At 69.6% G+C, this 26,132-nt stretch carries 26 protein-coding genes; 14 read left to right on the forward strand and 12 right to left on the reverse strand.

The features are described from left to right. Positions 1 to 34: 34 nt before the first annotated feature. On the reverse strand, positions 35 to 1,366 hold the full coding sequence (locus tag MRBLMX7_RS08990) for a right-handed parallel beta-helix repeat-containing protein (protein ID WP_363367730.1): 1,332 nt from the start codon (positions 1,364 to 1,366) through the stop codon (positions 35 to 37). A 65-nt stretch (positions 1,367 to 1,431) separates the two neighbouring features. Between MRBLMX7_RS08990 and MRBLMX7_RS08995 the strand changes: the two genes are divergently transcribed. After that, a complete protein-coding gene (locus MRBLMX7_RS08995; RefSeq protein WP_363367732.1) occupies positions 1,432 to 2,571 on the forward strand; it encodes a Dyp-type peroxidase in 1,140 nt (379 codons plus the stop codon). Next, entirely contained in the window at positions 2,568 to 3,308 is a 741-nt protein-coding gene (locus tag MRBLMX7_RS09000; RefSeq protein WP_363367734.1) for a hypothetical protein, read from the forward strand. The genes MRBLMX7_RS08995 and MRBLMX7_RS09000 overlap by 4 nt, the downstream gene beginning before the upstream one ends. Positions 3,309 to 3,564: 256 nt before the next feature. Here MRBLMX7_RS09000 and mscL read toward each other — a convergent pair whose 3' ends face one another. After that, positions 3,565 to 3,978: a large conductance mechanosensitive channel protein MscL gene (mscL, locus tag MRBLMX7_RS09005; protein ID WP_363370870.1), complete on the reverse strand. Its 414-nt coding sequence runs from the start codon at positions 3,976 to 3,978 to the stop codon at positions 3,565 to 3,567. A gap of 264 nt (positions 3,979 to 4,242) precedes the next feature. On the opposite strand from mscL, the gene MRBLMX7_RS09010 reads away from it, so the two are divergent. Further along, a complete protein-coding gene (locus MRBLMX7_RS09010; RefSeq protein ID WP_363367736.1) occupies positions 4,243 to 4,593 on the forward strand; it encodes a TraR/DksA family transcriptional regulator in 351 nt (116 codons plus the stop codon). 60 nt (positions 4,594 to 4,653) lie between these two features. On the opposite strand, the gene MRBLMX7_RS09015 is transcribed toward MRBLMX7_RS09010, so the two are convergent. Genes MRBLMX7_RS09015 through MRBLMX7_RS09040 form a run of 6 tightly spaced genes read right to left on the reverse strand, consistent with a single transcriptional unit; the run spans position 4,654 to position 11,411 of the window. Continuing rightward, a complete protein-coding gene (locus MRBLMX7_RS09015; protein WP_363367738.1) occupies positions 4,654 to 5,733 on the reverse strand; it encodes a tartrate dehydrogenase in 1,080 nt (359 codons plus the stop codon). Positions 5,734 to 5,767: 34 nt separating this feature from the next. Then, positions 5,768 to 6,796 (reverse strand): ABC transporter ATP-binding protein, encoded by a 1,029-nt coding sequence (locus MRBLMX7_RS09020; RefSeq protein ID WP_363367740.1) that lies wholly within the window; start codon positions 6,794 to 6,796, stop codon positions 5,768 to 5,770. Then, positions 6,793 to 7,809 carry an ABC transporter ATP-binding protein gene (locus MRBLMX7_RS09025; protein WP_363367742.1) on the reverse strand — a complete coding sequence of 339 codons (1,017 nt, stop codon included), beginning with the start codon at positions 7,807 to 7,809 and terminating at the stop codon, positions 6,793 to 6,795. Before MRBLMX7_RS09025 ends, MRBLMX7_RS09020 begins: the two co-directional genes overlap by 4 nt. After that, positions 7,806 to 8,708 (reverse strand): ABC transporter permease, encoded by a 903-nt coding sequence (locus tag MRBLMX7_RS09030; RefSeq protein WP_363367744.1) that lies wholly within the window; start codon positions 8,706 to 8,708, stop codon positions 7,806 to 7,808. Before MRBLMX7_RS09030 ends, MRBLMX7_RS09025 begins: the two co-directional genes overlap by 4 nt. Beyond that, complete coding sequence (locus MRBLMX7_RS09035; RefSeq protein WP_363367746.1) at positions 8,705 to 9,670, reverse strand: ABC transporter permease; 966 nt, start codon at positions 9,668 to 9,670, stop codon at positions 8,705 to 8,707. Before MRBLMX7_RS09035 ends, MRBLMX7_RS09030 begins: the two co-directional genes overlap by 4 nt. A 40-nt stretch (positions 9,671 to 9,710) precedes the next feature. Then, a complete protein-coding gene (locus MRBLMX7_RS09040) occupies positions 9,711 to 11,411 on the reverse strand; it encodes a peptide ABC transporter substrate-binding protein (protein WP_363367748.1) in 1,701 nt (566 codons plus the stop codon). 302 nt (positions 11,412 to 11,713) lie between these two features. On the opposite strand from MRBLMX7_RS09040, the gene MRBLMX7_RS09045 reads away from it, so the two are divergent. Together MRBLMX7_RS09045 and MRBLMX7_RS09050 are read left to right on the forward strand one after the other, a co-directional pair. Next, positions 11,714 to 12,325: a LysE family translocator gene (locus MRBLMX7_RS09045; RefSeq protein ID WP_363367750.1), complete on the forward strand. Its 612-nt coding sequence runs from the start codon at positions 11,714 to 11,716 to the stop codon at positions 12,323 to 12,325. 6 nt (positions 12,326 to 12,331) lie between these two features. Further along, positions 12,332 to 12,982 carry a B3/B4 domain-containing protein gene (locus MRBLMX7_RS09050; protein ID WP_363367752.1) on the forward strand — a complete coding sequence of 217 codons (651 nt, stop codon included), beginning with the start codon at positions 12,332 to 12,334 and terminating at the stop codon, positions 12,980 to 12,982. Positions 12,983 to 13,036: 54 nt separating this feature from the next. On the opposite strand, the gene MRBLMX7_RS09055 is transcribed toward MRBLMX7_RS09050, so the two are convergent. Next, the gene (locus MRBLMX7_RS09055) at positions 13,037 to 14,869 is read right to left on the reverse strand and encodes a prolyl oligopeptidase family serine peptidase (protein WP_363367754.1); all 1,833 of its coding nucleotides are present in this window, start codon (positions 14,867 to 14,869) and stop codon (positions 13,037 to 13,039) included. Between the two features lie 187 nt (positions 14,870 to 15,056). Here MRBLMX7_RS09055 and MRBLMX7_RS09060 point away from each other — a divergent pair, with 187 nt between their 5' ends. Further along, on the forward strand, positions 15,057 to 15,776 hold the full coding sequence (locus MRBLMX7_RS09060) for a TetR/AcrR family transcriptional regulator (RefSeq protein WP_363367756.1): 720 nt from the start codon (positions 15,057 to 15,059) through the stop codon (positions 15,774 to 15,776). Between the two features lie 127 nt (positions 15,777 to 15,903). On the opposite strand, the gene MRBLMX7_RS09065 is transcribed toward MRBLMX7_RS09060, so the two are convergent. Both MRBLMX7_RS09065 and MRBLMX7_RS09070 read right to left on the reverse strand, forming a co-directional pair. Further along, positions 15,904 to 16,995, reverse strand: a complete 1,092-nt coding sequence (locus MRBLMX7_RS09065; protein WP_363367758.1) for a M20 family metallopeptidase — start codon at positions 16,993 to 16,995, stop codon at positions 15,904 to 15,906. Beyond that, positions 16,992 to 17,870, reverse strand: coding sequence for an alpha/beta fold hydrolase (locus MRBLMX7_RS09070; RefSeq protein ID WP_363367760.1), 879 nt, complete (start codon positions 17,868 to 17,870; stop codon positions 16,992 to 16,994). Before MRBLMX7_RS09070 ends, MRBLMX7_RS09065 begins: the two co-directional genes overlap by 4 nt. A 213-nt stretch (positions 17,871 to 18,083) precedes the next feature. On the opposite strand from MRBLMX7_RS09070, the gene MRBLMX7_RS09075 reads away from it, so the two are divergent. The 8 genes from MRBLMX7_RS09075 to MRBLMX7_RS09110 all read left to right on the forward strand — a co-directional run bounded on the left by MRBLMX7_RS09075 (position 18,084) and on the right by MRBLMX7_RS09110 (position 24,460). Then, on the forward strand, positions 18,084 to 18,938 hold the full coding sequence (locus MRBLMX7_RS09075; protein ID WP_363367762.1) for a hypothetical protein: 855 nt from the start codon (positions 18,084 to 18,086) through the stop codon (positions 18,936 to 18,938). After that, entirely contained in the window at positions 18,935 to 19,780 is an 846-nt protein-coding gene (locus MRBLMX7_RS09080; protein WP_363367764.1) for an SDR family NAD(P)-dependent oxidoreductase, read from the forward strand. The genes MRBLMX7_RS09075 and MRBLMX7_RS09080 overlap by 4 nt, the downstream gene beginning before the upstream one ends. Before the next feature lie 298 nt (positions 19,781 to 20,078). Further along, entirely contained in the window at positions 20,079 to 21,080 is a 1,002-nt protein-coding gene (gene corA / locus MRBLMX7_RS09085; RefSeq protein ID WP_363367766.1) for a magnesium/cobalt transporter CorA, read from the forward strand. Between the two features lie 143 nt (positions 21,081 to 21,223). Further along, entirely contained in the window at positions 21,224 to 21,943 is a 720-nt protein-coding gene (locus MRBLMX7_RS09090) for an SGNH/GDSL hydrolase family protein (protein ID WP_363367768.1), read from the forward strand. Between the two features lie 223 nt (positions 21,944 to 22,166). After that, a complete protein-coding gene (locus tag MRBLMX7_RS09095; protein WP_363367770.1) occupies positions 22,167 to 22,523 on the forward strand; it encodes a PadR family transcriptional regulator in 357 nt (118 codons plus the stop codon). Between the two features lies 1 nt (position 22,524). Continuing rightward, positions 22,525 to 22,896, forward strand: a complete 372-nt coding sequence (locus MRBLMX7_RS09100; RefSeq protein WP_363367772.1) for a DUF1048 domain-containing protein — start codon at positions 22,525 to 22,527, stop codon at positions 22,894 to 22,896. After that, positions 22,893 to 23,696: an ABC transporter ATP-binding protein gene (locus MRBLMX7_RS09105; protein WP_363367774.1), complete on the forward strand. Its 804-nt coding sequence runs from the start codon at positions 22,893 to 22,895 to the stop codon at positions 23,694 to 23,696. The genes MRBLMX7_RS09100 and MRBLMX7_RS09105 overlap by 4 nt, the downstream gene beginning before the upstream one ends. Continuing rightward, complete coding sequence (locus MRBLMX7_RS09110; protein ID WP_363367776.1) at positions 23,693 to 24,460, forward strand: ABC transporter permease; 768 nt, start codon at positions 23,693 to 23,695, stop codon at positions 24,458 to 24,460. The genes MRBLMX7_RS09105 and MRBLMX7_RS09110 overlap by 4 nt, the downstream gene beginning before the upstream one ends. Positions 24,461 to 24,663: 203 nt before the next feature. Here MRBLMX7_RS09110 and MRBLMX7_RS09115 read toward each other — a convergent pair whose 3' ends face one another. Then, positions 24,664 to 26,130: a lipase maturation factor family protein gene (locus MRBLMX7_RS09115; protein WP_363367778.1), complete on the reverse strand. Its 1,467-nt coding sequence runs from the start codon at positions 26,128 to 26,130 to the stop codon at positions 24,664 to 24,666. Between the last annotated feature and the right edge of the window lie 2 nt (positions 26,131 to 26,132).

A 26,132-nucleotide genomic window follows, 5' to 3' on the forward strand; every position in this document is an offset into this window, starting at 1 on the left:
CGATACCGGCTCGACCGGCACCGCCGACCGCGACTCACCAGCGGATCGCGGCCCTATCTGCCAACAGCGACGCATCCGGCACGGTGATCGCCGCGAGGTCCACGGCGGGAACGTCGCTCGCTCCCGCCCATGGCTTCGGCGCCGCATCCAGCGCACCGAGTTCCGGCTGCGCGGGCGGGGCGACCACATCGGTGAACGGGATGCCGGACGGCGCGACCTGCGGGGCGAAGACCCCGGGCGTCACAGCACCGGGAGACCCGCACGGCGACAGCTCCTGCAACCCGGCAGGCTCGGTCGTCGCGAGCACGTTCCCCTCCCAGCAGTTTCCCGCACCCGGTGCTCGCGAAGACGCCGCGAACACGGCATCCGTCCCGTTCCCGGCGAAGACGTTGTCGGTGAGCCGATTTCCCTCGGGCCCGATGTCCTCGGCCGAGGCGAGCACGACCCCCGCCGCGGGATTCGCCTCGACGAGATTCGCGGCGACGACGTTGTCGACGCCGCCGGCGATGCCCACCCCGATGCCGAAGGCCCCCTCCGCCTGCTCCGGGGTGTCGGTCTGCCCGTTCGCCGCCACGACGTTGCCCGCGAACGTCGCCGCGGTCTGGGGCACGTAGGCCTCCTGGTAGTCCGAGGCGATCGTCGCGCCGACACGGTTGCCCGCGAACCGGTTGCCCACCACGAACAGATCGCCGCCCGCGTTCGCGATCTCGAATCCCACCGCGTTCCTCTCGGCCACGTTGCCCGAGACGACGATGTTGCAGCGGTCGCACTGCCCCACGTAGATGCCGGAGTCCGCGCCGCCGGACGCATACGAGTCGGTGATCACGCCGTTCGACGCGTTGAACGCGTAGATGCCGTAGAGCCCGTTGTTCGACGCCGTCACATGGTCGACGCGGAATCCGTCGAGCAGGGGGAAGTCCTCCGGGTCGATCGCCCGGTACCCATCGTGGCCGCCCACCGGCGCGCCGTCGTCGTCGCGCATCCCAGTGACGAGCACGCCATTCTGGGTCGCGTTGCGCACGGTGAGGTTCTGCACCGTGACCCGCGGAGCGGACACGACGATCCCGTTGCCGCGCAGCACCTCGCCGTCGATCACCACCCCGTCTCGGGACTGCCCGCGCAGGGTCACGCCCGCCGTGTCGATCGCGACGGTCTCGCGGTAGACACCGGACTCGACGACCACCGTGTCACCCTCGGACGCCGCGTCGACGGCCGCCGAGATCGTCGGGAAGTCGGCGGGAACAGACAGCATCCGCGGTGCGTCGGATGCTGTCTCCGCCGGCTTCTCGGCGGACGGCGTCGGCGCGCATCCGACCAGGACGAGGGCCGCGAGGAGGGCGGCGGCGGAGAGCTCTCGGGCGAACATCGCCCCATCATAGGCATCCGTCCGACGGCGCTGGACACGGCCGCGGTCATGGCTATCATCAACTCGTGCACGCGGACGGACCCGGGGATCTGACGCGCCGGGCCCTGCTCGGCGCGGGTGGCGCTGCTGCCCTCGGCACCGTGCTGGGTGGCCGCGAACCGCGGCAGGATGCGGTCGAGACCGGTACCCGCGCCACTGCGCGGGTGCCGCCGGAGGGGCGTCATCAGGCGGGAGTCGCGCGCCCCGTGCGGGTGCAGCCGCATCTGCTCCTCGCGGTGTTCGACCTCGACGAATCGCCCGGTCCCGTGCTCGCCGACCTCGGTCGGGCCATCGTCGATCTCGTCGACGACGATCACTCCGCGCTGGCCGGCATCCCGGTCGGCGACCTGACCGTCACGGTCGGCGTCGGCCCGCGCCTGGTCGCGGCCGCGCGGCCCTCTGCCCCCGGCGGCGCCGACCTCCCTCCCTTCCCCCGTGAGGCCATCGACGACCGCCACCGCGGCGGCGACGTGGTGCTCCAGGTCTGCGCCTCGGACCCGCTGCTGCTGCCGCTCACCGTCGCCCACCTGATGCGGGTCGCGCCCGGACTGCGGGAACGCTGGCGGCAGCGCGGCATCCGTGGTCCTGCCGTGCCCGTGCGTCGGGGGCATACCGCCGCACGGAACGTCCTGGGGTTCATCGACGGGATCGCGGTGCCGACCTCGAAGACCGATCTCGCCGACTCGGTCTGGATCGATGAGGGCCCCGTAGCGGGCGGCACGATCATGGTCGTGCGGCGCATGGTCATCGACATCCCGGCGTTTCAGGCGCTGTCGGTCGGCGAGCAGGAAGCCGCGATCGGCCGTCGGCGTTCGAGTGGGGCTCCGCTCTCGGGCGGGCGCATCGCCGACGACGTCGACCTGCAGGCCAAGACGTCCGACGGTCGCTACCGGCTGCCGGCGGACGCGCACGCCCGCAGAGCGCATCCGCGGCCGATCGGCGCCCCGCTGATGCTGCGCCGTTCGTACTCGATGGAGGATCCGATGGGGCTGCTCTTCGTCAGCATGCAGACCGAGCTCCGCACCTTCGTGCGGACGCTGGAGCGGATGAGCGAGTCCGACGCGCTACTCGCCTTCACGACGACGACCGCCTCCGGCACGTTCCTCGTGCTCCCCGGCTTCGATCGGTCGCGACCGCTCGGCTCCACGCTGTTCGGAGCATCGTGAAGCGGCGGCGCGGGGTGCTGGTCGCGGCGGCCTGTGCGGTCGTGCTGGCGGGCGGGATCACCGCGGTGGTGCTCGCGAACCCGGCATCCGGTCCGCTGCCGACGGCGTCCGCCTCGGCCTCCGCGGGACCCCGAGCGCTCACCACGGAGGAGTCGGAACGCCTGGCTGTGGGGCGATTCCTCGCGTACCAGGACGGCAGCCGCACGTTCCGCACCGAGGTCTCTGCGGACGGTGTCGTCGTGCAGCTCGAGGGACGCGTCGACTACCGCGCGGGGATCGGCCTCGCGAGCGCGAGGGCCGGCGACGAGAGCGCCGTCATCACCTGGAACGGCGCGACGTTCGTCGGCTGGGCCGAAGCGAGCGTGGTCGACGGCATCCCTGTGGCCGCCCCGAGCGAGCCGGGTGGTGCTCGTCGCCTCGACCCCTCCGCGTCTCGCGTCGACACGGTGCTCGCGCTGCTGCTCTCGCTCGGAGGCGATCGTCCCGAGAACGCCCAGTTGCTGCAGCAGTCGGATGCCGCGTGGCTGCGCGCGGACGAGGTCGACGGCGTGCCGGTCGACGTGTTCGCGGGTCCCTCGGATGCCGACACCGGCGAGGGAGCCGGGACGGTCCGGTACTGGGTCGACGACCGCGGCGCCGTCCATCGCATCGAAGCGGACCTGCCGTCGGGCGGGGTCGTGATCGAACTCGGAATCGAGGAGCACGTGCCCATCGCGGCGGCACCCGAGCTCGGGTGACGAGCGCGGACTCGAGCATCCTCGCTGTGCGCCGAAGAACTGTGCACGGAAACGAGGGGTGGTCGCCCGAACGACCACCCCTCGCGGTGCGCAGGGGGAGAGTCCTGCGGCACCATGTCGGACTCGGTGCGGCCCGAGCCCGCGTCGTCCAGCCCGTGAGGAAGGCGGAGCGACGGCCGAGCCCGCCACAGCTAGCCGGGCTCGACGATGATCAGGGACGAGTACGAACTCCGTCCCCGGAGTCAGAAGACGACGTTCAGTCCGCGGTTCCGCGAGATGCGCGCAGCAGATCGCGGATCTCGACCAGCAGGTCGGTCTCGGTCACGGGCGCCTCCTCGACGACCACGGGCTGACGGGCCGCCTGGCGCGCCTTGAGGTGGTTCATGGGCAGGACGAAGACGAAGTAGACCACGAGCGCCACGGCGAAGAAGCTGATCACGGCCGAGATCAGGTCACCCAGAGGGAACACCACGGTGTCGCCGTAGAGGTTCGTGACCGAAGGTCCGAATTTGCCGCTGTCGTCGGCGCGGAAGAACAGGCTCACGAGCGGCGTGATGATGCTCGCGACCACCGCGTTCACGATCGCGGTGAAAGCGCCGCCGATGACGACGGCGACCGCGAGGTCGATCACGTTGCCCTGCGAGATGAATTCCTTGAAGCCCTTGAGCATTATCGTTCTCATTCCGTGTCGTCGAGAGCGCGCAGATAGCCATCTCCCGCGCATTTGTCCCCACCGATGATGACGGTCTTCGAGCAACAATTCCAACATTCTGCGCGTTCACTGTCGTGGCACATTTTGGTAAACGCAACACTGGTATCGTGGTGGTGGAATCCGTCTATTCGAACCGCGATTTGACCGCGCAATTGCACGAAATGGCGACGTTCTCCGGTCTCCGAGAAAGCCTTTGTCGGAGGCTCGGTCTAGGGTGAGCGGATGGACCCCGACCCCCGCTCCGTGCTCGTGCGGCTGCGAGCCGACGCCGAAGCTCGCATCGCCGCGGCGTCCGCCACGCTCGACGAGCTCACGCACGACCGCGAGGGGTCGAACGACGACGACGAGCACGACCCCGAGGGTGTGACACTGTCGTCCGAGTGGTCGCGACTGACCGGGCTCGCGCGAGCCGCGGCATCCGAACTCCGGCAGGTCGACGACGCGATCGCGAGAGTGGATGCAGGAACCTACGGCGTCTGCGCCGCGTGCGGTCGTGAGATCCCGGCCGCACGCCTCGAGGTGCGTCCCTTCGCCACGCACTGCGTCTCATGCGCCGCGCGGCTCGGTCTCTGAGCAGCCGGTCGTCGAGCGGGGAGCGCAGCGATGAGACGAGACCGGCAGAACGGACGAGTCTCAGCCCGCGACGACCTCCGCGATCGCGGCGCCGAGCTCGACCGTCGAGGCGGTACCGCCCAGGTCGGGCGTGAAGGGCGCGTCCTCCGCGCCGCGGGCGAGGACCTCTTCGATCGCCGCGAGCACCGCTGCACCGGCATCCCGGTATCCGAGGTGTTCGAGCATCATGGCACCGCACCAGATCTGTCCGATCGGATTGGCGATCCCGCGTCCGGCGATGTCGGGAGCCGAGCCGTGCACGGGCTCGAACAGGCTCGGGAACACCCCCTCGGGATTGATGTTCGCGCTGGGGGCGATGCCGATCGTGCCGGTGCACGCGGGTCCGAGGTCCGACAGGATGTCGCCGAACAGATTGCTCGCGACGACCACGTCGAACCAGTCCGGGTGCAGCACGAAGTTCGCGGTGAGGATGTCGATGTGGAACTGGTCGCGCGTCACGTCGGGGTAGTCGGCGCCGACCGCGGCGACCCGCTCGTCCCAGTACGGCATCGAGATCGAGATGCCGTTGCTCTTGGTCGCCGAGGTCAGGTGTCCCGATCGGCGGGCCGCGAGATCGTAGGCATAGCGCAGCACCCGGTCGACGCCGGTGCGGGTCATGACCGTCTCCTGCAGCACGAACTCCCGGTCGGTGCCCTCGAACATGCGACCGCCGATCGACGAGTACTCGCCCTCGGTGTTCTCGCGCACGACATAGAAGTCGATGTCACCCGGTTCGCGGCCGGCCAGCGGCGAGACGACTCCCGGCATCAGGCGGCACGGGCGCAGGTTGACGTACTGGTCGAACGCCCGGCGGAATTGGATGAGGCTCCCCCACAGGCTCACGTGGTCGGGCACGACCTCGGGCCAACCGACCGCCCCGAAATAGATCGCGTCGAATCCGCGGAGCGTCTCGAACCAGTCGTCCGGCAGCATCCGTCCATGCTCCTGCCAGTAGGCGGCGCTCGCGAAGCCGAACTCCTCGAACTCGAGGGCGATGTCGAAGCGGGCCGCGGCGGCGCGCAGCACACGCAGTCCCTCGGGCATCACCTCGGTGCCGATGCCGTCGCCGGCGATCACGGCGATGCGGTGCGTGGTGGTCATGAGGGTCCTTCCGGAAGTGTGGCGGATCGCGCGCTCACAGCACGTCGCGCTCGGCGGGGTGATGGCAGGCGACGCGATGCGTGGGAGCAAGGTCGAGAAGGTCGGGCTCGGCGAGCTCGGGCACGACCTCGGCGCAGATCTCGGTCGCCTTCCAGCAGCGCGTGCGGAACCGGCATCCGCTCGGCGGCGACACCGGGCTCGGCACGTCTCCCGTCAGCACGATGCGCTCGCGCGCCCGCTCGGCACGCGGGTCGGGAACGGGGATCGCCGATAGCAGCGCCTGCGTGTAGGGATGCAGCGGACGCTCGTACAGCTCGTCGACCGGCGCTTCCTCGACGAGCTTTCCCAGGTACATGACGCCGACGCGGTCGCTGAGGTGCCGCACCACGGAGAGGTCGTGCGCGATGAACAGGTATGTGAGGCCGAGGTCTCGCTGCAGGTCGTCGAGGAGGTTCAGCACCCCGGCCTGCACGCTGACGTCGAGCGCGCTGACCGGCTCGTCGAGCACGATCACCTCGGGTTCGACCGCGAGCGCCCGCGCGATGCCGAGGCGCTGCCGCTGTCCGCCTGAGAACTCGTGCGGGAAGCGGTCGGCGTGCGCCGGGTTCAGCCCCACCTGGTCGAGCAGTTCCTCGACCCGACGATCCCGCGATCCGCGGTGCAGACCGTGGATCACGAGCGGCTCGGTGAGCGTCGCCCGCACGGACTTGCGTGGGTTGAGCGAGGCGTACGGATCCTGGAACACGAACTGCACGCGGCGGCGCAGCCGTCGCAGCCGCTCCCCCGAGACCGTCGTGACATCGTCGTCGCCCAGCCGGATAGACCCTCCGTCGCTGGACTGGAGGCGGGCGACGCTGCGGCCGAGCGACGACTTGCCGCATCCGGATTCCCCGACGAGCCCGAACGTCTGACCGCCGGGGATCGCGAGGCTTACGTCCGACACGGCCCGCACGACGTCACGGCCTCGACCGAACAGCCCGCCGCCGACGCGGTACTCCTTGACGAGTCCGTCGACGATGAGCCCGGTGCTCCCTGTGCGCTCCACGACCGGAGTTCCGCTCATGACGCCTCCTTCTGCCATTCGTCGACCCGCACGCACGCGGCGGTATGCCCTGCCCCGACCGGCACCGGCTCGGGCACGCTCACATCGCACAGCCCCGCGACGGCGTGCGCGCAGCGCGGGGCGAACCGGCATCCCTCGGGCCATTCCGTCGCCACGGGCGGGTGTCCGGCGATCTGGTACAGCCGCTCGTCACGCGAGGAGCGACGGTCGAGCCGCGGCAGCGACGCGAGCAGCCCCGCGGTGTACGGGTGCGCCGTCTCGTAGAACAGCGGATCCACGTCGGCGGTCTCGACGAGTCCGCCCGCGTACATGACCATGACCCGATCGGCGGTGCCGGCGACCACGCCGAGGTCGTGCGTGATGAGCAGCACGGTCGTGCCCGTGCGCCGCTGCACCTCGCGCAGCACCTCGAGCACCTGCGCCTGCACCGTGACGTCGAGCGCGGTGGTCGGCTCGTCGGCGATCAGCAGGTCGGGCTCGTTCGCGATGCTCATGGCGATCATGACGCGCTGCCGCATGCCGCCCGAGAACTCATGCGGATAGCGGTCGACGCGCAGTTCGGGAGAGGGGATGCCGACGACGTCGAGCAGTTCGACGGCCCTGGCCTTGCGGTCTGCGGGCGTGCTCCGTGGGTCATGCACGCGCACGGCCTCGACCAGCTGCTCACCCACGGTCATGACCGGGTTGAGCGCGGTGAGGGCGTCCTGGAACACGATCGCGATGTCCTTGCCGCGCACCTCGCGCAGTTCGTCGTCGGAGAGCCCGACGAGCTCACGGCCGCGTAGCTTGATCGATCCCGTGACGACCGCTTTCTTCGGCAGCAGCCCCATGATCGCCATGGCGGTCATGGACTTGCCCGAGCCGGACTCGCCCACGATCCCGACGGTCTCGCCGGTGCGGAGCACGAAGGACACGCCCTCGACCGCGCGCGCCAGCCCCGCATCCGTGCGGAAGGCGATCGACACGTCCTCGACCTCGAGGAGCATCTCGGTGGCATCGGGGTGAGTGCTCATAGGTTCTTCCCCTGGGGGTCGAGCGCGTCGCGCAGTCCGTCGCCGATGAAGTTGACGCACAGCACGGTCACGAGGATGAACAGGCCGGGGAAGTACAGCAGGTACACCTGAGGCGTGCCGACGTAGCCCGCGGCCTGGCTGAGCATCGACCCCCAGCTCGTCTGCGGCGGCTGCACGCCGAACCCGAGGAAGCTCAGGGTCGACTCGGCGATGATCGACGAGGCGACGGCCAGGCTCATCGCGACGGCGATGACGCCCGCGAGGTTGGGCAGCAGGTGCGAGACGACGATGCGGAACCCGGATGCTCCGATGCCGCGTGCCGCGTCGATGAAGTCCTTCTCGCGCAGTGACAGGACCTGGGCGCGCACGACGCGGGCGATGTACGTCCACCCCAGCGCAGTGAGCGCGAACACGATCGTGGTGGGCGAGGCCCCGAGCCCCTGCAGGATCACCGCGAGCAGCGCAATCGCCGGCACGATGAGGAACAGGTCGGTGATGCGCATGATGAGTTCGCCGATCCACCCGCCCACGTATCCGGCGATCGCGCCGAGCGCGGTGCCGACGACGGTCGCGAGGAGGGCGACGGCGAGGCCGATCGCGAGCGAGATCTGCCCCGCGAACAGGATCTCGCTGAGGTAGTCGCGGCCCAGCTCGTCGGTGCCCAGCCAGTGCGAGCCCGAGGGCGGGGTGGGTCCGGTCAGGAGGTCCTGCTGCCCCTGCGGGTAGGGTGCGATCCAGCCTGCGCCGAAGCACGCGACCAGCAGGATCACGAGCACGACCAGGCTCACGACCCCGAGCCGGTGCTTCAGGAACCCCTTCAGCAGCTGACGCGTCGGGGCCTTCTGCGGGTCCTGCTCGGTGAGCAGACCCTCCTGGCCGGCGATGCCTGCACCGCTCATGACAGCCTCACTCTCGGATCGAGCACCGCGTAGGCGATGTCGGCGATCAGGTTGCAGATGACCACAGCCACGGCGACCACGATCATCCACGGCAGCAGCACGTACACGTCGCCCGCGACGAGAGACTGCAGGAACAGCCGCCCCATCCCGGGGATCGCGAAGATCTGCTCGGTGACGACGAGTCCGCCGATGAGGATCGCCGCGTCGAGCGCCACGACCGTGACGAACGGGGCGAGCGAGTTGCGCACCGCGTGACGCCAGATCACCTCGCGACGCGGCACGCCCTTGGCGCGGGCGGTGCGGACGTAGTCGCTCGAGAGCGCGTCGAGCATGGCCGCTCTGCCGAAGCGGCTCCACGAGGCGACGAGCGCGATCATGAGCGCGGCGACCGGGAGGATCAGGTGCCGGATGTAGTCGAGCGGATCGCTCTGCCCTGGCGAGTTCAGGCCGATGAAGAACAGCGGCGGCTCGCTCAGACCGAACGTCTCCTTGGGCCGCACCGCGAACGTCTGGATGAGGATCAGGCCGAACCAGAACGCCGGCATGGCGATGCCGAGGTACGAGGCGCCGGTGAGGATGTTGTCGCCGAGGGAGTACTGCCGCACGGCGGAGTACACGCTCACGCCGCCGGCGATCAGCACCGCGACGAGCAGTCCCCAGAAGGCGAGCTGCAGCGTGGGCCACAGGGCGTCGCCGATGAGCGGGAGCACCGGGGTGCCCGTGCGGGTGCTGAGGCCCCAATCGCCCGTCACGAGCGATCGCAGCCAGAGGAAGTACTGCTCGGGGATGCTGCGGTCGAGGCCGAGTCGCTCGATCTCCCGCGCGATCACGGCGGGGTCGTGCGCCTGCCGCAGCTTCGCCAGGGGATCGAACGTCGACCGCACGGCCCAGAACAGGATGAACGAGGCGACGACGATCACCGGGATCGAATACAGCACCCGTCTCGTGATGAACGTGAGCATCGTCGCCTCGTCTCCTGTCCTGCTGTGCCGAAGCGCGGGCTCAGCCGGCCAGGCCCCACTCGGCGAGGTTCCAGAAGGGACCCTCGATGGGGTTGATCTGCAGCGGGCCGCCGACCTTCTCGCTCCAGAGGAGCACGTTGGGCACGACGTCGAGCGGCAGGGAGGGGACGTTCTCGGCGATCAGCGCATCGGCCTGCTTCGAGACCTCGATGCGGGCGTCCTGATCGACCTCGGTGTCGACCTGGGCGAGCAGGTCGTCGAGCCCGGCGATGTCCGCACGGTAGAAGTTGATGCCGGAGAACCCGTTCGCCTCGCTGGGGATGTTCACCGAGGAGAACGTCGACGAGAGCGTGGGGTCCGGGAACGTGTCGACGAGCGCCCAGATCCCTGCCTGGAAGTCGCCCTGCGGGGCGATCGTGCCGAACAGGTCGGCGGGCGTCACCTGGTCGATGGTCATGTCGAACCCGGCATCCGCCAGCTGCGACTGCAGCACCTGCACCGTGAGGTCGCGGCGCTTGTTGCCGGCGAGGGTCTTGATCGAGAAGCTCGCGGTGTCGCCACCCTTCGCCCACACGCCGTCGCCGTCTTTCTTCCAGCCGTCGCCTGTCATCAGCTCGTCGACCTTGTCGAGGTCGAGCGTGTACTGGGAGAAGTCGTCGGCGGCGAAGGGCGCGACCATCGGGGAGTTGAAGCTCTGCTGGGCCTTGTCGATGCCGAGGCTGCCGAACAGGCGCTTCACGATGGCATCGCGGTCGATCGAGTAGGCGAGGGCCTGTCGCACGGCGACCGAGTCGAAGGGGGCCACGGAGTTGTTGAGCCAGATCGCCTCGAGGTTGCCGCTGCGGGCGTCGACCTGCGAGCGGATGCCGGGGAGGCCCGCGTCGATCTGCGTCAGCGCGTCGAGCTGCGGCGTCGGGGCGAGCACGCTCACCTGGCCGCTCTTGAGCGCCTGGAACGCCGCGGTCGTGTCGGGCAGGAACAGGAAGGTGACCTTGTCGAGGTGCGGCTTCTCGCCCCAGTAGTTCTCGTTCGGGACGAGCGTGACCGAGGTGCCTCGGGTCCACTTCTCGATCTTCCACGGACCGCCGCTGAAGTCGTAGCCGTCGGCCATGATCGCCGCCCGGTCCTTGCCCTCGAGGAGGTGCGCGGGCATGATGCCGTACACGCTGAAGAGGGTGCGCCAGCCCGCGTAGGCCGAGTCCAGCGTGACGACCGCGGTGGCGGGGTCGCTCGAATCGACGGCTGTGATGCGGTCGTAGCCGGTCTTGTCGAAGATGTCGTCGCCGTCGCGGATCTGCAGCGCGGTGTACGCGAAGTCGGCCGAGGTGATCGGCTCGCCGTCCGACCACACGGCGTCGGGGTTGATCGAGTAGGTGATGGTCTGGGTGCCGTCGTCGGCGACCACGGTCTCGGGCTCGCCGGTCACGAGGTCGGAGGGGACCGGCTTCCAGTCGTCGCCGTCGAGACGTGTCTGGAAGACGCTCGGCATGGTCGGGATCTGCATGACGTAGGTGCCCCAGATCGAGCCGCCGCATGTGGCGATCCAGTCGGCGCAGTCGGGCTCCTGCTCGGCGCCGATCACGAGCTCGCCGCCGTCGACGACCGCGACGTCACTCGGCTCGGGGGTCGTGCCGGAGGAGCTGCACGCGGCGAGGGATCCGACCAGGGCGGCGGCGGTGAGGGCCGCGATGACGATGCGGCGGGAAGCGGGTACAGCAGTGCGAAGACGTGATTGCGACATGAGCCGGATCTCCAGTGATCGATGCGAATCGGGCGGGTACGACCGTGCTGTGGTGCGGGTGGTGGTCTGACTCTAGGACGGTCGAGACGAGATAGCAAGCACTTTAGTCAATGTTCGTGACTATGAGACGGGCAGATGCTCTGCCTGCCGGTGTCGCGAGGTTCTGGATCGTCGGGCATCGGCATTCGACACACCGTCGACACCGATCGTTTCCGGGGTGCGCTGAAATCCACCAACACCCAGACACCGACGGACTCGGGGACGCTGTACTGTACGGAGGCAACGACTCTCAAGGGGACGAAATGAGCATTGCATTCCTGCTGACCACGCTCGTCGTGGTCGCCACCCCCGGCACCGGCGCCGTGTACTCCATCGCTGCGGGACTCTCCCGGGGTGCCAAAGCAGGCATCGTTGCCGCGTTCGGTTGCACACTCGGAGTCCTTCCGCACATGATCGCTGCGATCACCGGTCTCGCCGCGATCTTGAACGCCTCCGCGATCGCATTCCAGACCATCAAGTGGCTCGGGGTCGCCTACCTGATCTATCTCGCCTGGCAGACGCTCCGCGACAAGTCGATGATGGACGTCGACGAGAGCGCGGCGCCGGCGTCGTTCTGGCGCGTGATCCGCACCGCGATACTCATCAACCTGCTCAACCCGAAGCTGACGATCTTCTTCTTCGCCTTCCTGCCCCAGTTCGTCCCTGCTGGCGAGGCCAACGGCACCTGGCACATGGTCGGACTCAGCCTGGTGTTCATGGGTCTGACGTTCGTCGTCTTCGCGCTCTACGGGGTGTTCGCCGCCGTGATGCGCAACCAGGTGATCACCCGACCCAAGGTCATGGCGTGGTTGCGTCGCACGTTCGCCGCCACCTACGTGCTCCTGGCCGGCCGCCTCGCCTTCGAGTCGCGATAGTCGCCGATGCGCGTCACCCACGACCCGGCCCTGCTCGCCGACTTCCCTCAGCTCGCCGTCGCCACACTCACCCTGGACGACGTGACCTCCAGCGTCGACGTGACCAGGACAGCAGCACCGTTCCTGGAGCGCGCCTCTGCGCGTCTCGCCGACCGACCCGAAAGCGAGTTCCCCGAGATCGCGGCGTGGCGACGCGCATTCAGTCAGATGGGATTGAAGCCCACCCAGTACCGGTGCGCGTCGGAAGCCCTCCTCCGACGCTTCAAGAAGGACGGCCGGCTCCCGGCGATCCATCCGCTCGTCGACCTCTGCAACGCGGTCTCGATCTCGTACGCGATTCCGATCGCCGTCTTCGACCGCTCACAGGTGACCGGCGACCTGACCGTCACCCGTGCGACAGGCTCGGAGAAGTATCTGAGCTTCGCCGGCGAGACAGAAGCTCCCGAGGCGCGCGAGGTGATCTTCCTGGACGAGGCCGGCAACGCCCATTGCCGCAGGTGGACGAACCGGCAGAGTGCGCTCTCGGCAGTCCGCCCCGACACGCACCGCGCCATCATCGTCAGCGAGGCGCTGCACCACACGGCCTCTGACGACGTCATCGCACTCCGTCGCGAACTGTCCGACGCGCTCGCACAGCACTGGCGTCCGAGCGGATAGCGAGCACGTCGTCAGGGTGCCGCGTGCGCCTCTCTCTGACTGGTGCACCGCGGATCAGGCGTCCCAGCGCCCCCCTTCGAGGGTGCGGCGGGCGAGCTCGTGCATGCGGCGCTGGTCGACGGCGGCGGCCTCGAGGCCGGTGGGCTCGTGCCCTCCCTCGAAGACGTCGAGCACGACATCGCCGCCGCGCGCGCTCAGCTCGTCGACGTAGCGCTGCACCCCGACGATCGGCGTGCGGGTGTCGACGTCGCCCTGGTTGATCCAGACGGATGCCGTGACGTCGTCGAGGTAGGTGATGGCCGAGAACGGCTTCACGAGCTCCGGCGGCACCCACGAGCTCCACACACTGCGCACGGCGGGGTTCATGGCCTCGATCGCCGCCGACCACTCGGCCACCGCGACGTGCGCGAGCCCGCCGGCGAACAAGTCGGGGAGCCGACCCACGCTCAACAGCGTCATGTGGCCGCCGTAGGAGGCGCCCGTGATGAACGTCGTGGCCGGGTCGGCGAGGCCCTGCTCGCGCAGGAAGCCGATCGCGGCGGCGACGTCTTCGATCTCGCGATCTCCGCCGACGCCCCAGAAGCCCTCGCGGAAGTCCCGTCCGAACGTCACCGAGCCCCGGTAGTTGAGCGAGGCGACCGCGAAGCCGGCATCCAGCCAGGCCTGCGCCGAGGGGTCGTAGCTGTCGACCGTCACGAGGTTCGGGCCGCCGTGGATCGTCAGCACGGTGCCGAGCGGCTCGCCCTGCGCGGGCCGCGCCCACCACAGCTGCATGCGCGTGCCGTCCGCGCTGGCGACCATGGCCGAGGCGAGCGGCGTTCCCGCCGGCACGGGGGCCGGCTCGATGAGCGTGATCGCGCCGTCATCCGCCGTGATCTCCTCGACGTGCAGGGGTACGTCCCACGTCGAGCGCACGGCACGGATCTCGCCATCCGGCGCGTAGTACGACGACCACTGGAACGGATGCAGGTCGGCGACGTCGGGGTCGAAGACGCTGCCGCCCTCGACGACGACGCGCACGACGCCCGACGCCTCATCCACCTCGATCAGGCGGTGGATGCCGTCGGCGACGTGCACCGCGAGGATCCGGCCGCTCGGCGCATGCCAGTCGACCGGGATCACCTCGCCCGACAGCTCGGTCAGGTCGAAGTCGACGCGCTCGCCCGTGCGAACGTTCCAGATCGCGGGACGCGAGTAGCCGCTGCGCTCGGTGTTCAGCAGGAGTCGGTCGTCACCGGCATCCGAGGCGAAGCGCACGCCTCGCACGGGCCCTGCCGGGAGGTCGTCGAGCGTCGCGACCTCCTCTCCCGTCGCGCCGTCGACCACCGTGAGCAGAGGGCGGCGGATGCCGGGGTTGTGCGCCGTCGTGTCGACCGAGACCAGGGATCCGTCGGGCGAGATCTGGCCGTACCAGGCCTCGACCGGGTTCGAGTAGACGACCCGTGGCTCACCCCAGGGCGCGGCGGGGATCACGAGCACGTGGAAGCCCTCCTCGTCGACGACCGTCGCGACGATCGAACGGCCGTCGCACGACGACTCCAGACCGCGGAGGACGTAGGGGGCGCGGCCGGGCGTGAGGGCCACACGCTCGGCCCCGTCGACCGCGATCGCGACGAGTCCGCCGACCTCGGAGCCGCCGCCGTCGTCGAGATCGACGACCCACTGCGCATCGGAGGTGAGGATCGCGCCGACTCCCACGGGGAAGGGGAGGAGGTCGCCGGGGGCCTCGCGAGCGCGCCAGATGCGGGCCCGGGAGCCGTCGGGGTGGTTCTCGACGAGCAGGGCGAGGTCGGCCGGGCCGGGCACGGGGCGCACCGTCAGGAGGTACGGCACCGCGAAGCGCGCCTCGAGCGCCTCATCGGACGGGACTGCGGGGACCTCGAGCATCCTTGCTCCTTCTCGTCGTTCTCACGGTACGCCGCGCGCACCTCGCCAACGTCGTTGACTATAACAGTGGCTATCGCGATCGGCCAGCGTTTCGGCATTGTCCACGCCCCTGACAGACACGCTGACAGACGTGGGGTACCGTGATGTCTGCGGCCGGGACCCGGCCGATCTGCGAACGGAGTCCCCGATGGCGACAAGCAAGGATGCGAGCCCCGCTGGCACGAAGAAGGCGACCGCCTCCGCCAAGAGCACACGCCCGCGCCGCGCCCGCGACTCCCTCAGCCGCGAGATCATCGTCGCCGCCGCCGACCGCGTCGTCGAACGCGACGGCCTCGACCGCCTCACGTTCCAGGCGATCGGCGAGGAGCTCGGCGCCCACCCGACCTCGATCTACCGTCACTTCCGCGATAAGGACGAGCTACTCCTCGCGCTCATCGACATGCTCCGCACGCGCTCGTACAGCGGCGCCATGGTCGCCACGGATGACTGGCTCGCCGATCTGCGGTCACAGGCGCACCTCATCCATGACCACTACATGCGCTACCCCGAGCTCGCCCTGCAGAGGGCGCTGCGGCGCCCGACGGACTTCTCCTCCATGGAGTACTCGATCGGAGCGCTGCGGCGCGGCGGCTTCGACCGCGACCAGGCCGCCCTCTACGCGCGGGCCCTCGGGCAGCTCATCCGCTCCGCGTCCAGCATCGAGGCCGCGTTGAGCGTGCTGCCGGCCGACGTGCAGGACGCCGACGAGCTGAGCTGGCAGATGGATCACCGCCGGCTCGACCCCGCCGAATACCCGGAGATCGCCTGGGCGGGCGACGCGCTGCCCGGCATCCGCGATCCCCGCGCCTGGGAGACTGCGCTCGACCTTCTGCTGGAGAGCATCGAGCGCCACGCGCCCGGGGCCTGACTCCCCCGGCCTCCCCTCCCCCTCGCCGACGCCCCTGCTGAGCACCGACGCCCCTGCTGAGCGACGTATCTCAGGCGGGGCGTCGGCGCTCAGGCGGGGCGTCGACGAACCAGGCGCGCGGGAGCGACTACGAGCGCGAGCCCGCGTCGAGCTCGTCCAGCATTCCGGCGAGCAGCTCGACGCGCTCGTGCATGGACGAGAGCGACACCCACTCGTGATCGGCGTGCGCCCCGGCCCCGCGCGGACCGAGCCCATCGAGCGTGCGAGCGCCGACCGCGGCCGTGAAGTTGCCGTCGGAGGCACCGCCCGCCGACACCGCCTCGACCTTCGGATGCCCGAGCCGTCCGGCGACCCGGCGCGCGCACGCCAGCAGTTCCGCCGATACGGTCTCCTCCATGGGAGGCCGATTGATGCCGCCGTCCACGTCGACGCGCACATCGGGCGTGTGGGCGCCGAGCGACTGCATCCGACCGTCGACGCGTTCGAGTTCGTCGAGGGTCCACGCGCGCACGTCCACCCGCAGCTCCGCGTGCTCGGGGATCACGTTCGTCGCCGTGCCGGCCTGCGCGACCGTGGGACTCACGGTCGTGCCGCGGTCGTCGTCGGCGAGATCGGGCAGCGCGAGCACGTGGTGCGCGAGCTCGGCGAGCGCGCTGCGACCCTTCCAGGGTTCGAGGCCGGCGTGCGCCGCCCGTCCCGAGAACCCGATCCGGTAGATGCTGCCGCCACGGCGGGCGATCTTGAGCGCACCGTCGAGGCTGGGCTCGAGCACGAGCACCGTGCCGACCCGCGCGGCCTCCCTCTCGATCAGGGCGCGCGAGGTGATCGACCCGACCTCCTCGTCGCTCGTGAGCAGTACGGCCACCCGCTCCGGATGCGCGACCCGCTCGAGGGCCGCGGCGAGGATGACGACGCCCGCCTTCATGTCGAAGACCCCAGGCCCGGTGGCGCGGTCGCCGTCGACGCGGAACGGACGCTCCGCGAGGGTGCCCGCGGGGAACACCGTGTCGAGGTGTCCGATCAGCAGGACGCTCGGATCCTCGCCGCCCGTCCAGCGCAGGTGCGTGACGCCGGCGACGGTCTCCAGTTCGCCCCCGCCCATGAGCGGTGCGAGCCAGGAGCGCACGAGAGCCTGCGCAGCGGCGAGGCCGGCGGTGTCACCGGTCGGAGTCTCGATCGACACCAGCTGGTCGAGACGGTCGACGTCGCGCGCGCTCATGCCCCCACCTCCGCGAGGAATCCCCGGAGGGCCCAGGCTGTGGCGTCCGGCGCCTCCTCCGCGAGATAGTGGTCGGCCTCGATCGCCTGCCCGACGACTCCCGGGGCGTACGCCTCCCAGGTCGCGAGCACATCGAAGCTCCGCCCCACGTAGCTGTGCGCGCCCCAGAGCGCGAGCGTCGGGGTCGTGACGACGTGGCCGGCTGAGCGATCGGCCCGGTCGTGCTCGAGGTCGACGGTCGCGGCTGCACGGTAGTCGGCTCCCGAGGCGTGCACCGTGTCGAGGTCGAAGCAGCGCAGGTACTCGTCGAACGCGTCGGGCAGCGCATCGCCGTCATGGCGGCGCCCCGTGAAGCGGCTGCGCAACCAGGTCTCGCGGTCGGCGCCGATCAGCGCCTCCGGCATCCCGTCGTCACGCGCCAGGAAGAACCAGTGGAAGTACGCGGTCGCCATCGCCCGGTCGACGTTCTCGAACATGTGCAGCGTGGGCACGATGTCGAGCACCGCGAGCGCGGTCACCGCCTCGGGATGGTCGAGGGCCAGGCGGTGACCGACGCGTCCGCCGCGATCGTGGCCGATCACGGCGAAGCTGTCGTGTCCCAGCTCCCGCATGAGCAGGAGCTGGTCGCGGGCCATGTCGCGCTTGGCGTACGAGGCGTCGCGCGGTTTGCCGGAGTCGCCGTACCCGCGGAGGTCGGCGGCGACGACCGTGTGGTCTGCGGCGAGCGCCTCGGCGACGGCATCCCACATCGCCTTGGTCTCGGGGTAACCGTGCAGCAGCAGCACGGCCGGGCCGGAACCGCGGGTCTCAGCCGCGATCCGGATGCCGTCGCAGTCGATCGTCACGGGTGTCGCGGTGCGGGGTCTGGTCATCATCGTCCAACCGTCGGAACTGCAAGTCAATAGCGTTGACTATAGCAATGACCAGCGATTTCGCCACCCCCGATCCGCCGCGAACCGCCCAAGGTTGAGCACGGCTTCGGACCGCAGGGGGACGACGCGCCCTGATCGCGCTCGGTGCCGCGGCGTGTCGGATGCCGGCTCCGAGGCTGTGCCCCGGGGAGAGCCGCGAAGTAGGCTGAACGCATCATGCAAGAGTTTCTGCAGTGGGCGGGCAACTTCTGGTGGCTCATCTTCCCGATCATGGGGATGGCAGGAGGGGCCGCGAAGGCGTGGGAGCGTGGCGCGAAGCGCCGCCACGAGCGTCGCCTCGAGACCATGAAGCTCAAGGCCGAGATCAAGACCGCCCAGCTCGAAGCACGCGGCGGCGGCAGGCGCATCGGCCCCTCCGTCGTCGACACCACGGCGGCCCCGGTCGCCCCCAACGCGCTGCTCGAGCGGCTGTTCGCCGAGCACGACGAGATCACCGCGCGCTGGCTCGACTACGAGCTCGACGTCGCCAAGCTCATCGCCTTCCCCGCCATGAGCGACGGCCGCCAGCCGCTCGTCGCCGCGTTCCTGCGGGCCAAGAAGACCGCCGACGCCCTGCGCCCGGCATCCGCCGAGTCCGGGGTGAGCGAGCAGCGGGTCACGGAGTACCTGGACGCCGTCGGCGCCTACGCGGTCGCCTTCGAGATCGCCGAGAAGGATGCTCGCCGGCTGCGCACCACGACGTTCAGCGAACCCGAGCGCAAGCGCCTCGACCGCGCGCAGCAGCTGCTCAAGGTCGCGGTCGACGAATCGGCCACGCAGGCCGAGCGCAACGTGGCCTACAAGCGCGTGCGCGACGAACTCGACGGGCTGATCCTGCTGAGCGACGAGGCCGTGCAGGTGCTCGAGAAGCAGGTCGCCCGGGAGCTCCCCGCGGAGCCGACGGCCACGGCGCCGGCATCCGACAGCGACCCGGCACCCGAGCCGCAGCGGATCCCGGTCGCAGAGCCGAAGCCGACTGCGCAGCCGCGGCCGACCGCGCAGCCGCGGACGTTCCCCGGCACCGACGCATGACGCTGCGGACCGTCGTCATCACGGGCGCCTCCGACGGCATCGGCGCGGCATCGGCGCGCGAACTCGCCGCCGCGGGAGGGCACCGCCTGATCCTGGTCGGGCGTTCACCCGAGAAGACGCGCGCGGTCGCGGAGGACATCGGCGCCGAATGGTTCACGGCCGACTTCGCCGTGCTCGACGACGTCCGCGCCCTCGCGACCTCGATCTCGGATGCCGTGGGCGACGACGGCATCCACGTGCTGGCGAACAACGCGGGCGGCATCTTCGGCGACCGCGCCCCGACCGTCGACGGCCACGAGAAGACGATCCAGATCAATCACCTCGCGCCGTTCCTTCTCACGAACCTGCTGCTGCCGCACCTGCTCCGCGGGCGGGCATCGGTCGTCAACACCTCCAGCGTCGCGCACCGGCTGTTCGGACGCATCGACGTCGACGACCTCGACAACCGGCGGCGCTTCAGCCCCAACAAGGCCTACGGCGACGCGAAGCTCGCGAACGTGCTGTTCACGAAGAGCCTGCACGCAAAGTTCCACGGCCAGGGGATCAGCGGCGTCGCGTTCCACCCCGGCGTCGTGCGCTCGAACTTCGCCGCCGGCTCGTCGAGCGTCATGCGCGTGATCTACCGCACGCCCCTGAAGCGTCTGCTCACGATCAGCACCGAGAAGGGCGGCGCGAACCTCACCTGGTTCATCGACGGCACCCCGGGTGAGACCTGGCAGTCGGGCGAGTACTACGACGAGCGCGTGCACACCCGCCGCGTGAACCCCATGATCGAGGATGCTGCGCTCGCCGAGTCCCTCTGGCAGAGAAGCGCCGAGCTCGTCGGCATCCCGGCATCCTGAATCGACGCCGGACGGCTTCCGACACCCGCTCGTCACACACCCAGGATGCAGGAGTACACTGGCTCGTCGGGTCGAGTGGCCCGAATCCCCAGATGCGAGAGGCGGTGATGGCGATGTCCGGTGATAGTAGCGACGCCGCCTTCGTTGCGTCGCACCTGACGGCCTCCGTGCGTTGAGCTCCGGCTCCGCACCGACCCGTTCTGCTCCGCAGCCGTCGGCGGCGTCTTCCGCCCCCTGACGAATCCTGCGCGCACCGCCGACCCCTTGCGGCGCGCGCCTGCGAGAACGGAGCCTCATCATGGCCCTCATCGACAACGGCGTGTACGTCCACGGACGCCGCGTGGAGACCCTGCAGAACCTCGACCAGACCGCGCGCACGCTCGGCGCCCTCGGCGGCATCGCCTGGATCGGGCTGTACCGGCCGAGCCCGCAGGAGGTCGAGTCCGTCGCGCGCGAGTTCGACCTGCATCCGCTCGCCGTCGAGGACGCGCTCTCGGGGCACCAGCGGTCGAAGGTGGAGCGCTACGGCGACACGCTCTTCGCGGTGCTGCGCCCCGCGCGGTACCGCGACAAGGAGGAGTCGATCGAGTTCGGCGAGCTGCACCTGTTCATCGGACCCGACTTCGTCGTGACGATCCGGCACGCCGAGTCGCCGAACCTCGCCGCCGTGCGCCGCCGCATGGAGTCGAACCCCGAGCTGCTCGCGATGGGACCGGAGGCGGTGCTGTACGCGATCCTCGACGAGGTCGTCGACGAGTACGAGCCGATCGTCGCAGGACTCGAGAACGACATCGACGAGATCGAGGACCAGCTGTTCGGCGACAGCGACGACGACGCGCTCTCCCGGCGCATCTACCAGCTGTCGCGCGAGGTCATCGGGTTCCAGCGTGCCGTGCATCCGCTCGCCGGGATGCTGCAGTGGCTGCGCCGCGGATCCGACAAGTACCGCATCGACGAGGAACTGCAGCGGTCGCTCCGCGACGTGCTCGACCACGTGATCCGTGTGCAGGAGAAGGTCGACTCGTTCCGGGCGATCCTCGAGAACGCCCTCACCGTGCAGTCGGCGCTCGTCGCGCGGCGGCAGTCCGAGGCCGGACTCGCGCAGAACGACGAGATCAAGAAGATCTCCTCGTGGGCGGCGATCATCTTCGCCCCGACGCTCGTCGGCACGGTCTACGGAATGAACTTCGACGCCATGCCCGAACTGCACTGGCAGTTCGGGTACCCGCTCGCGATCGGCGCGATGGCCGCGTTCGCGGTCGGTCTGTACGGGGTGTTCAAGTACAAGCGCTGGCTGTGACGGCATCCTCTTCCCGCGCTCTGCGCCGACGCCCCTGTCCGTCGTCGACGCCCCGCTTGAATCACGTAACTGAGGCGGGGCGTGGGCGCCCAGCAGGGGCGTCGGCGGACAGTGAACGCGACGAGCGCGAGTAGGGTCGGAGCGTGTCCGCCGAAGCATCGCCCTCCGCCGCCTCCGACCTCGCCTATCTCGCCGACCTGCTCGCCGGTACCGCGCCGCTGAACTGGGTCATCACGGGTGACTCGATCACGCATGGCCTAGTGCACACGCAAGGCGGGCGCACCTACGCCGAGCACTTGCACGAGTTGATCCGCGGGGAGCTCGGGCGCACGCGCGACATCGTCGTGAACTCGGCGATCAGCGGGCACCGGATCACCGACATCCTGGGCGACTTCGGCCGCCGCGTGACCTCGTGGAGCCCGGCGGTCGTCACGCTCATGATCGGCACGAACGACCTGTCGACCAACCCCGGCGACCCGTTCGTCGAGCCCGAGGGTTTCACCGCGTCGCTGCGGGAGTTCGTGGTGCGCGTCCGCGCGCACGGCGCGATCCCCGTGCTGCAGACACCGCCATCGATCGACGTGCCGAACGCTCCCGGTCGCGAGCGGATCGACGAGTTCGCGGATGCCGTCCGCGCGGCGGCCGCATACGAGGACGTCGTCCTCGTCGACCAGAACGCCCGCTTCGCGGAGCTCGGCGGCGGCGGAGTGCCGTGGGGTCTGATGAACGACCCGTTCCACCCGAACGCCGCCGGGCACGCGGCTCTGGCCCTCGAACTCGCCGGGGTTCTCGGCATCCGTCCTGCCGTGTCGCGCACGTTCCCGCTGCTCGAGGCGCAGGTGCTCGCGGCGCGTCTGGTCTGACGCGGACCGCGCCTCCCCCACTCCATCCCGACGCCCCATCTGAGCGCGTCCGCGCCCCACCTGATCGACGCCGACCAGGAGGGGCGTCGGCGCGCAGGTGGGGCGTCGGTGGATGGCCCGCGAAAGAATCCAGTATTCGGTGTTGCTAAGTACCGGTACTCAGTGTTACTTTGTACCGGTACCCAGCAACACTGAGTACTCAACCGACAGAAGGGAGCAGCTCATGGGCAAGCAGATGACCGAGATGCTCAAGGGGACTCTCGAGGGCATCGTCCTCGCGCTCCTCGCCGAGCAGCCGGCCTACGGCTACGAGATCACGGCCCGCCTGCGCGAACGCGGCTTCACCGACATCGCCGAGGGCACGATCTACGCGCTCCTCGTGCGCATCGAGCAGAAGAAGCTCGTCGACGTCGAGAAGGTCCCGAGCGAGAAGGGGCCGCCCCGCAAGGTGTACTCCCTCAACCCCGCGGGGACGAAGGAGCTCGAGGAGTTCTGGACCACCTGGACCTTCCTCGCGCAGCACATCGAACAGCTGAACAACACCACGAACACCACGAACACCACGAACAAGGAGAACTGACATGGCCGCCAAGTGGATCGAACTCATCACCGGACCGCTCGAGCAGAAGAAGCAGTACCGCGATGCGAAGAAGCGCATCGACGCCCTCCCCGAGCCGTACCGCACGGTCGCGAACGCCCAGCACCGCTACACGATGTACTACGGCGGGATCACCGACGGCGACACGCTCGTGCAGATCTTCCTCGACCTGGCCGACCTCTGGGAGCGCGCGGCCGTCGACGAAACCCCCATCGCCGACATCGTCGGAGACGACCCCGTCGAGTACGCGGAGAGCTACGCCGAGGCCTACGGCGGCACGCAGTGGGTCGACAAGGAGCGCGCGCGCCTCATCGAGGCCGTCGACGACGCGAAGAAGAAGGAGAACCGATCATGACCGCACCCGCCATCAGCGTCCGCGGCATCCAGAAGTCGTACAAGGACGTCGCCGTGCTGCGCGGAGTCGACTTCGAGGTCGAGAAGGGATCGATCTTCGCCCTGCTCGGCTCGAACGGCGCCGGCAAGACCACCATGGTCCGCATCCTCTCCACACTGCTGCGAGCGGATGCCGGCACGGCGGCCGTGCAGGGACACGACGTCTCCGTCGACCCCCTGCGAGTGCGCGAATCCATCAGCCTCACCGGGCAGTTCGCCGCGGTCGACGAGATCCTCACCGGACGCGAGAACCTCGTGCTCGTCGCGAAGCTGCGCCACCTGCCCGAACCGGGGAAGGTCGCCGACGAACTGCTCGCGACGTTCCGCCTGACGGACGCCGGAGGCCGCAAGGCCGGCACCTACTCCGGCGGCATGCGGCGTCGCCTCGACATCGCGATGAGCCTCGTCGGGCATCCGGAGGTCATCTATCTCGACGAGCCCACCACCGGACTCGACCCCGAGGCGCGCCTCGAGGTGTGGGAGGTCGTGAAGCGGCTCGCCGACTCCGGCACCACCGTACTGCTCACGACGCAGTACCTCGACGAGGCCGAACAGCTCGCCGACCGCATCGCGATCCTGCACCAGGGCCGCATCATCGCGAACGGCACGCTCGCCGACCTCAAGGCTCTGCTGCCTCCCGCGACGGTCGAGTACGTCGAGAAGCAGCCCACCCTCGAGGAGATCTTCCTCACCCTCATCGGCCCGTCCGACTCGGTCGTTGAGCGAGCGGAGCGAGACGAAACGAAAGGACACGCAGCATGAGCACGCACTTCGCCGCGGACACTGCGACGCTCACCGGCCGCTCCATGCGGCACATCTTCCGCAGTCCCGACACGATCATCACCACGGCGGTCACCCCGATCGCGCTGATGCTCCTGTTCGTGTACGTCTTCGGAGGGGCGCTGCGCACCAGCACCGGCTCCGAGAACTACGTGAACTACCTGCTCCCCGGCATCCTGCTGATCGCGATCGCGTCCGGCATCGCCTACACGGCGTTCCGGCTGTTCACCGACATGCAGAGCGGCATCTTCGAGCGCTTCCACTCCATGCCGATCGCGCGGTCGAGCGTCCTGTGGGCGCACGTCCTCACGTCGCTCACGGCGAACGCCATCACCCTCGCGATCATCTTCGGCGTCGGATTCGCGATGGGGTTCCGCACCGGGGCCGGTGTGCTCGCCTGGCTCGGCGCGATCGGCATCCTGCTCCTGTTCACGCTGGCGCTCACGTGGCTGGCGATCATCGCGGGACTCAGCGCCAAGACGGTCGACGGAGCGAGCGCGTTCTCGTATCCGCTGATCTTCCTCCCGTTCATCAGCTCGGCGTTCGTGCCGACCGACACCATGCCGGGACCGGTGCGCTGGTTCGCCGAGAACCAGCCGGTCACGTCGATCGTGAACACGATCCAGGCGCTGTTCGCCGAGCAGCCCGTCGGGAACGACATCTGGGTCGCGCTCGCCTGGTGCATCGGCATCCTGGTCGTCGCCTACGTGCTCGCGACCGTCGTCTACAGGAAGAAGATCTCTTGACCTCGCCCAGCGAGGCGGAACGCTCCGACCGGACCCTGCGTCCGGCCGGGGCGTTTCGCCGCGCTCGGCGGTGGTTCGAGACGCGAGCCCACCCCCGATTCGAAGGAGATCGCGCGATGCGAAGGAAGGATTCGGCCGAGGGGCCCTTCGGATCGTGAGATCTCCTGCGCTGCGGGCGACGGGACGGAGCGGATGCCGGGACGTCAGCGCAACGACAGCGGTCCGAGCACGACCCGCTGACGCGTTCGCACCCACACCGCCCCGTCGGCACGACGCTCCGCCCTGGTCGCGAAACGGTAGCGATACGACACCGCGCGCACCCATCGCGGAGGTTCCCCGTCGAACGGATCCGTGTGCAGCAGCGCCAGGGTCGGGGCGTCCGCCTCGAGCAGTCGCAGCAGCAACACCGTGAACCAGTCGTCGAGCGAACGCCCCAGCGGCAGGAACCACATCAACCAGTCGAGGCGCAGATGGTACGGCGCGAACTGCCCCGGCACCTGGCGCACGTCCCCCGGCTTGCCGCGGAACCCGTACTCCCGCCAGTCCTCGCCCTCGGCATCCGCTGCTCCCTCGACGACGATCTCGACGCGCTCCTTCGTCACGGTGCCGAACGCTCCGTAGGCGTTGCCGATCTGCCAGCGATTGAAGCTCGCGTTCATGAGCTGGCGTCGCGCGAAGAGGTTGCGCAGCGCCGGCCAGCTCAGAGCGATCACAAGCAGGCCGACGGCGGCTGTGATCACGAACCAGTACAGCGGGATGCCGGGCCACGGCGCCCCGGACCCGTCGCCCGCGCGCGCCCCGAGTCCTGGGAGAGCCACCGCCGAGAAGGCGACCACGATCGTCACCCAGTTCAGCCACGCGAAGTTGCCGGTCAGGACGAGCCACAGTTGCGTCGCGATCATGATGAGCGCCGCGACGGCGCCGACGATCTGCGGCACCGGGCCCGACACCCACACCGACAGCAGCGGCGCGAACACGAAGAACGGCACGACGAGCTGGGCGATGTGGTTGCCCACGACCTCCCCGCGGTGGAACCAGCGCGGCAGCAGATGCGCCCACCTGCTGAGCGGCCCGGGCATCGGCTGCGTCTCGTGGTGGTACATGAGCGCGGTGAGATCGCGCCACTCGCGCCCGCCGCGGATCTTGATCATCCCCGCGCCGAACTCGACCCGGAACAGCAGCCACCAGAACAGCACGATCACGACGGTCGGCGGCGGCTGGTGGTGCGAGCCGAGGAACGCCGCGAGGAACCCCGCCTCGAGCAACAGCATCTCCCACCCGAACGAGTAGAACGTCTGCCCGATGCTGACGATCGACATGTACCCGAGCCACAGAGCGAGGAACGCGATCATCGGCACCCACGGCGGACCGAGCTGCGGGACGCCGACCACGAGCAGCGCCGCGACCGCCATACCGCCCAGGCACAGCGCGACCAGACGCCGGTCCGTGTAACGGATCCGCAGGAACAGCGTGGGATGCAGCATCCGTCGCCGCGAGGGCTTGTCGCCGACCCACGCGAGCAGCACGGGTGCCGGGAGCAGACCCCGTTCACCCAGCAGCGGCCGGAATTGGTTCAGGCTCGACACGAACGCCACGAGGTACAGCGCCGCGATGCCCCGCTGCAGGACCTCGCGGGCGAACCCGAAGTCGACCGCCGCGAACCCGTCCACGT

Source organism: Microbacterium sp. LMX7-1.2, from assembly GCF_040675935.1.
Lineage (GTDB): Bacteria > Actinomycetota > Actinomycetes > Actinomycetales > Microbacteriaceae > Microbacterium.

Coding starts and splice junctions, on each gene's coding strand:
- MRBLMX7_RS09035 (WP_363367746.1), bottom strand. CDS start 9,670: ATGCTCACGTTCATCACGAGACGGGTGCTGTATTCGATCCCGGTGATC.
- MRBLMX7_RS09050 (WP_363367752.1), top strand. CDS start 12,332: ATGCGCGTCACCCACGACCCGGCCCTGCTCGCCGACTTCCCTCAGCTC.
- corA (WP_363367766.1), top strand. CDS start 20,079: ATGGCCCTCATCGACAACGGCGTGTACGTCCACGGACGCCGCGTGGAG.
- MRBLMX7_RS09055 (WP_363367754.1), bottom strand. CDS start 14,869: ATGCTCGAGGTCCCCGCAGTCCCGTCCGATGAGGCGCTCGAGGCGCGC.
- MRBLMX7_RS09070 (WP_363367760.1), bottom strand. CDS start 17,870: ATGATGACCAGACCCCGCACCGCGACACCCGTGACGATCGACTGCGAC.
- MRBLMX7_RS09110 (WP_363367776.1), top strand. CDS start 23,693: ATGAGCACGCACTTCGCCGCGGACACTGCGACGCTCACCGGCCGCTCC.
- MRBLMX7_RS09020 (WP_363367740.1), bottom strand. CDS start 6,796: ATGAGCGGAACTCCGGTCGTGGAGCGCACAGGGAGCACCGGGCTCATC.
- MRBLMX7_RS09060 (WP_363367756.1), top strand. CDS start 15,057: ATGGCGACAAGCAAGGATGCGAGCCCCGCTGGCACGAAGAAGGCGACC.
- MRBLMX7_RS09065 (WP_363367758.1), bottom strand. CDS start 16,995: ATGAGCGCGCGCGACGTCGACCGTCTCGACCAGCTGGTGTCGATCGAG.
- mscL (WP_363370870.1), bottom strand. CDS start 3,978: ATGCTCAAGGGCTTCAAGGAATTCATCTCGCAGGGCAACGTGATCGAC.
- MRBLMX7_RS09095 (WP_363367770.1), top strand. CDS start 22,167: ATGGGCAAGCAGATGACCGAGATGCTCAAGGGGACTCTCGAGGGCATC.
- MRBLMX7_RS09080 (WP_363367764.1), top strand. CDS start 18,935: ATGACGCTGCGGACCGTCGTCATCACGGGCGCCTCCGACGGCATCGGC.
- MRBLMX7_RS09025 (WP_363367742.1), bottom strand. CDS start 7,809: ATGAGCACTCACCCCGATGCCACCGAGATGCTCCTCGAGGTCGAGGAC.
- MRBLMX7_RS09010 (WP_363367736.1), top strand. CDS start 4,243: ATGGACCCCGACCCCCGCTCCGTGCTCGTGCGGCTGCGAGCCGACGCC.
- MRBLMX7_RS09075 (WP_363367762.1), top strand. CDS start 18,084: ATGCAAGAGTTTCTGCAGTGGGCGGGCAACTTCTGGTGGCTCATCTTC.
- MRBLMX7_RS09015 (WP_363367738.1), bottom strand. CDS start 5,733: ATGACCACCACGCACCGCATCGCCGTGATCGCCGGCGACGGCATCGGC.
- MRBLMX7_RS09040 (WP_363367748.1), bottom strand. CDS start 11,411: ATGTCGCAATCACGTCTTCGCACTGCTGTACCCGCTTCCCGCCGCATC.
- MRBLMX7_RS09100 (WP_363367772.1), top strand. CDS start 22,525: ATGGCCGCCAAGTGGATCGAACTCATCACCGGACCGCTCGAGCAGAAG.
- MRBLMX7_RS09105 (WP_363367774.1), top strand. CDS start 22,893: ATGACCGCACCCGCCATCAGCGTCCGCGGCATCCAGAAGTCGTACAAG.
- MRBLMX7_RS08990 (WP_363367730.1), bottom strand. CDS start 1,366: ATGTTCGCCCGAGAGCTCTCCGCCGCCGCCCTCCTCGCGGCCCTCGTC.
- MRBLMX7_RS09045 (WP_363367750.1), top strand. CDS start 11,714: ATGAGCATTGCATTCCTGCTGACCACGCTCGTCGTGGTCGCCACCCCC.
- MRBLMX7_RS09030 (WP_363367744.1), bottom strand. CDS start 8,708: ATGAGCGGTGCAGGCATCGCCGGCCAGGAGGGTCTGCTCACCGAGCAG.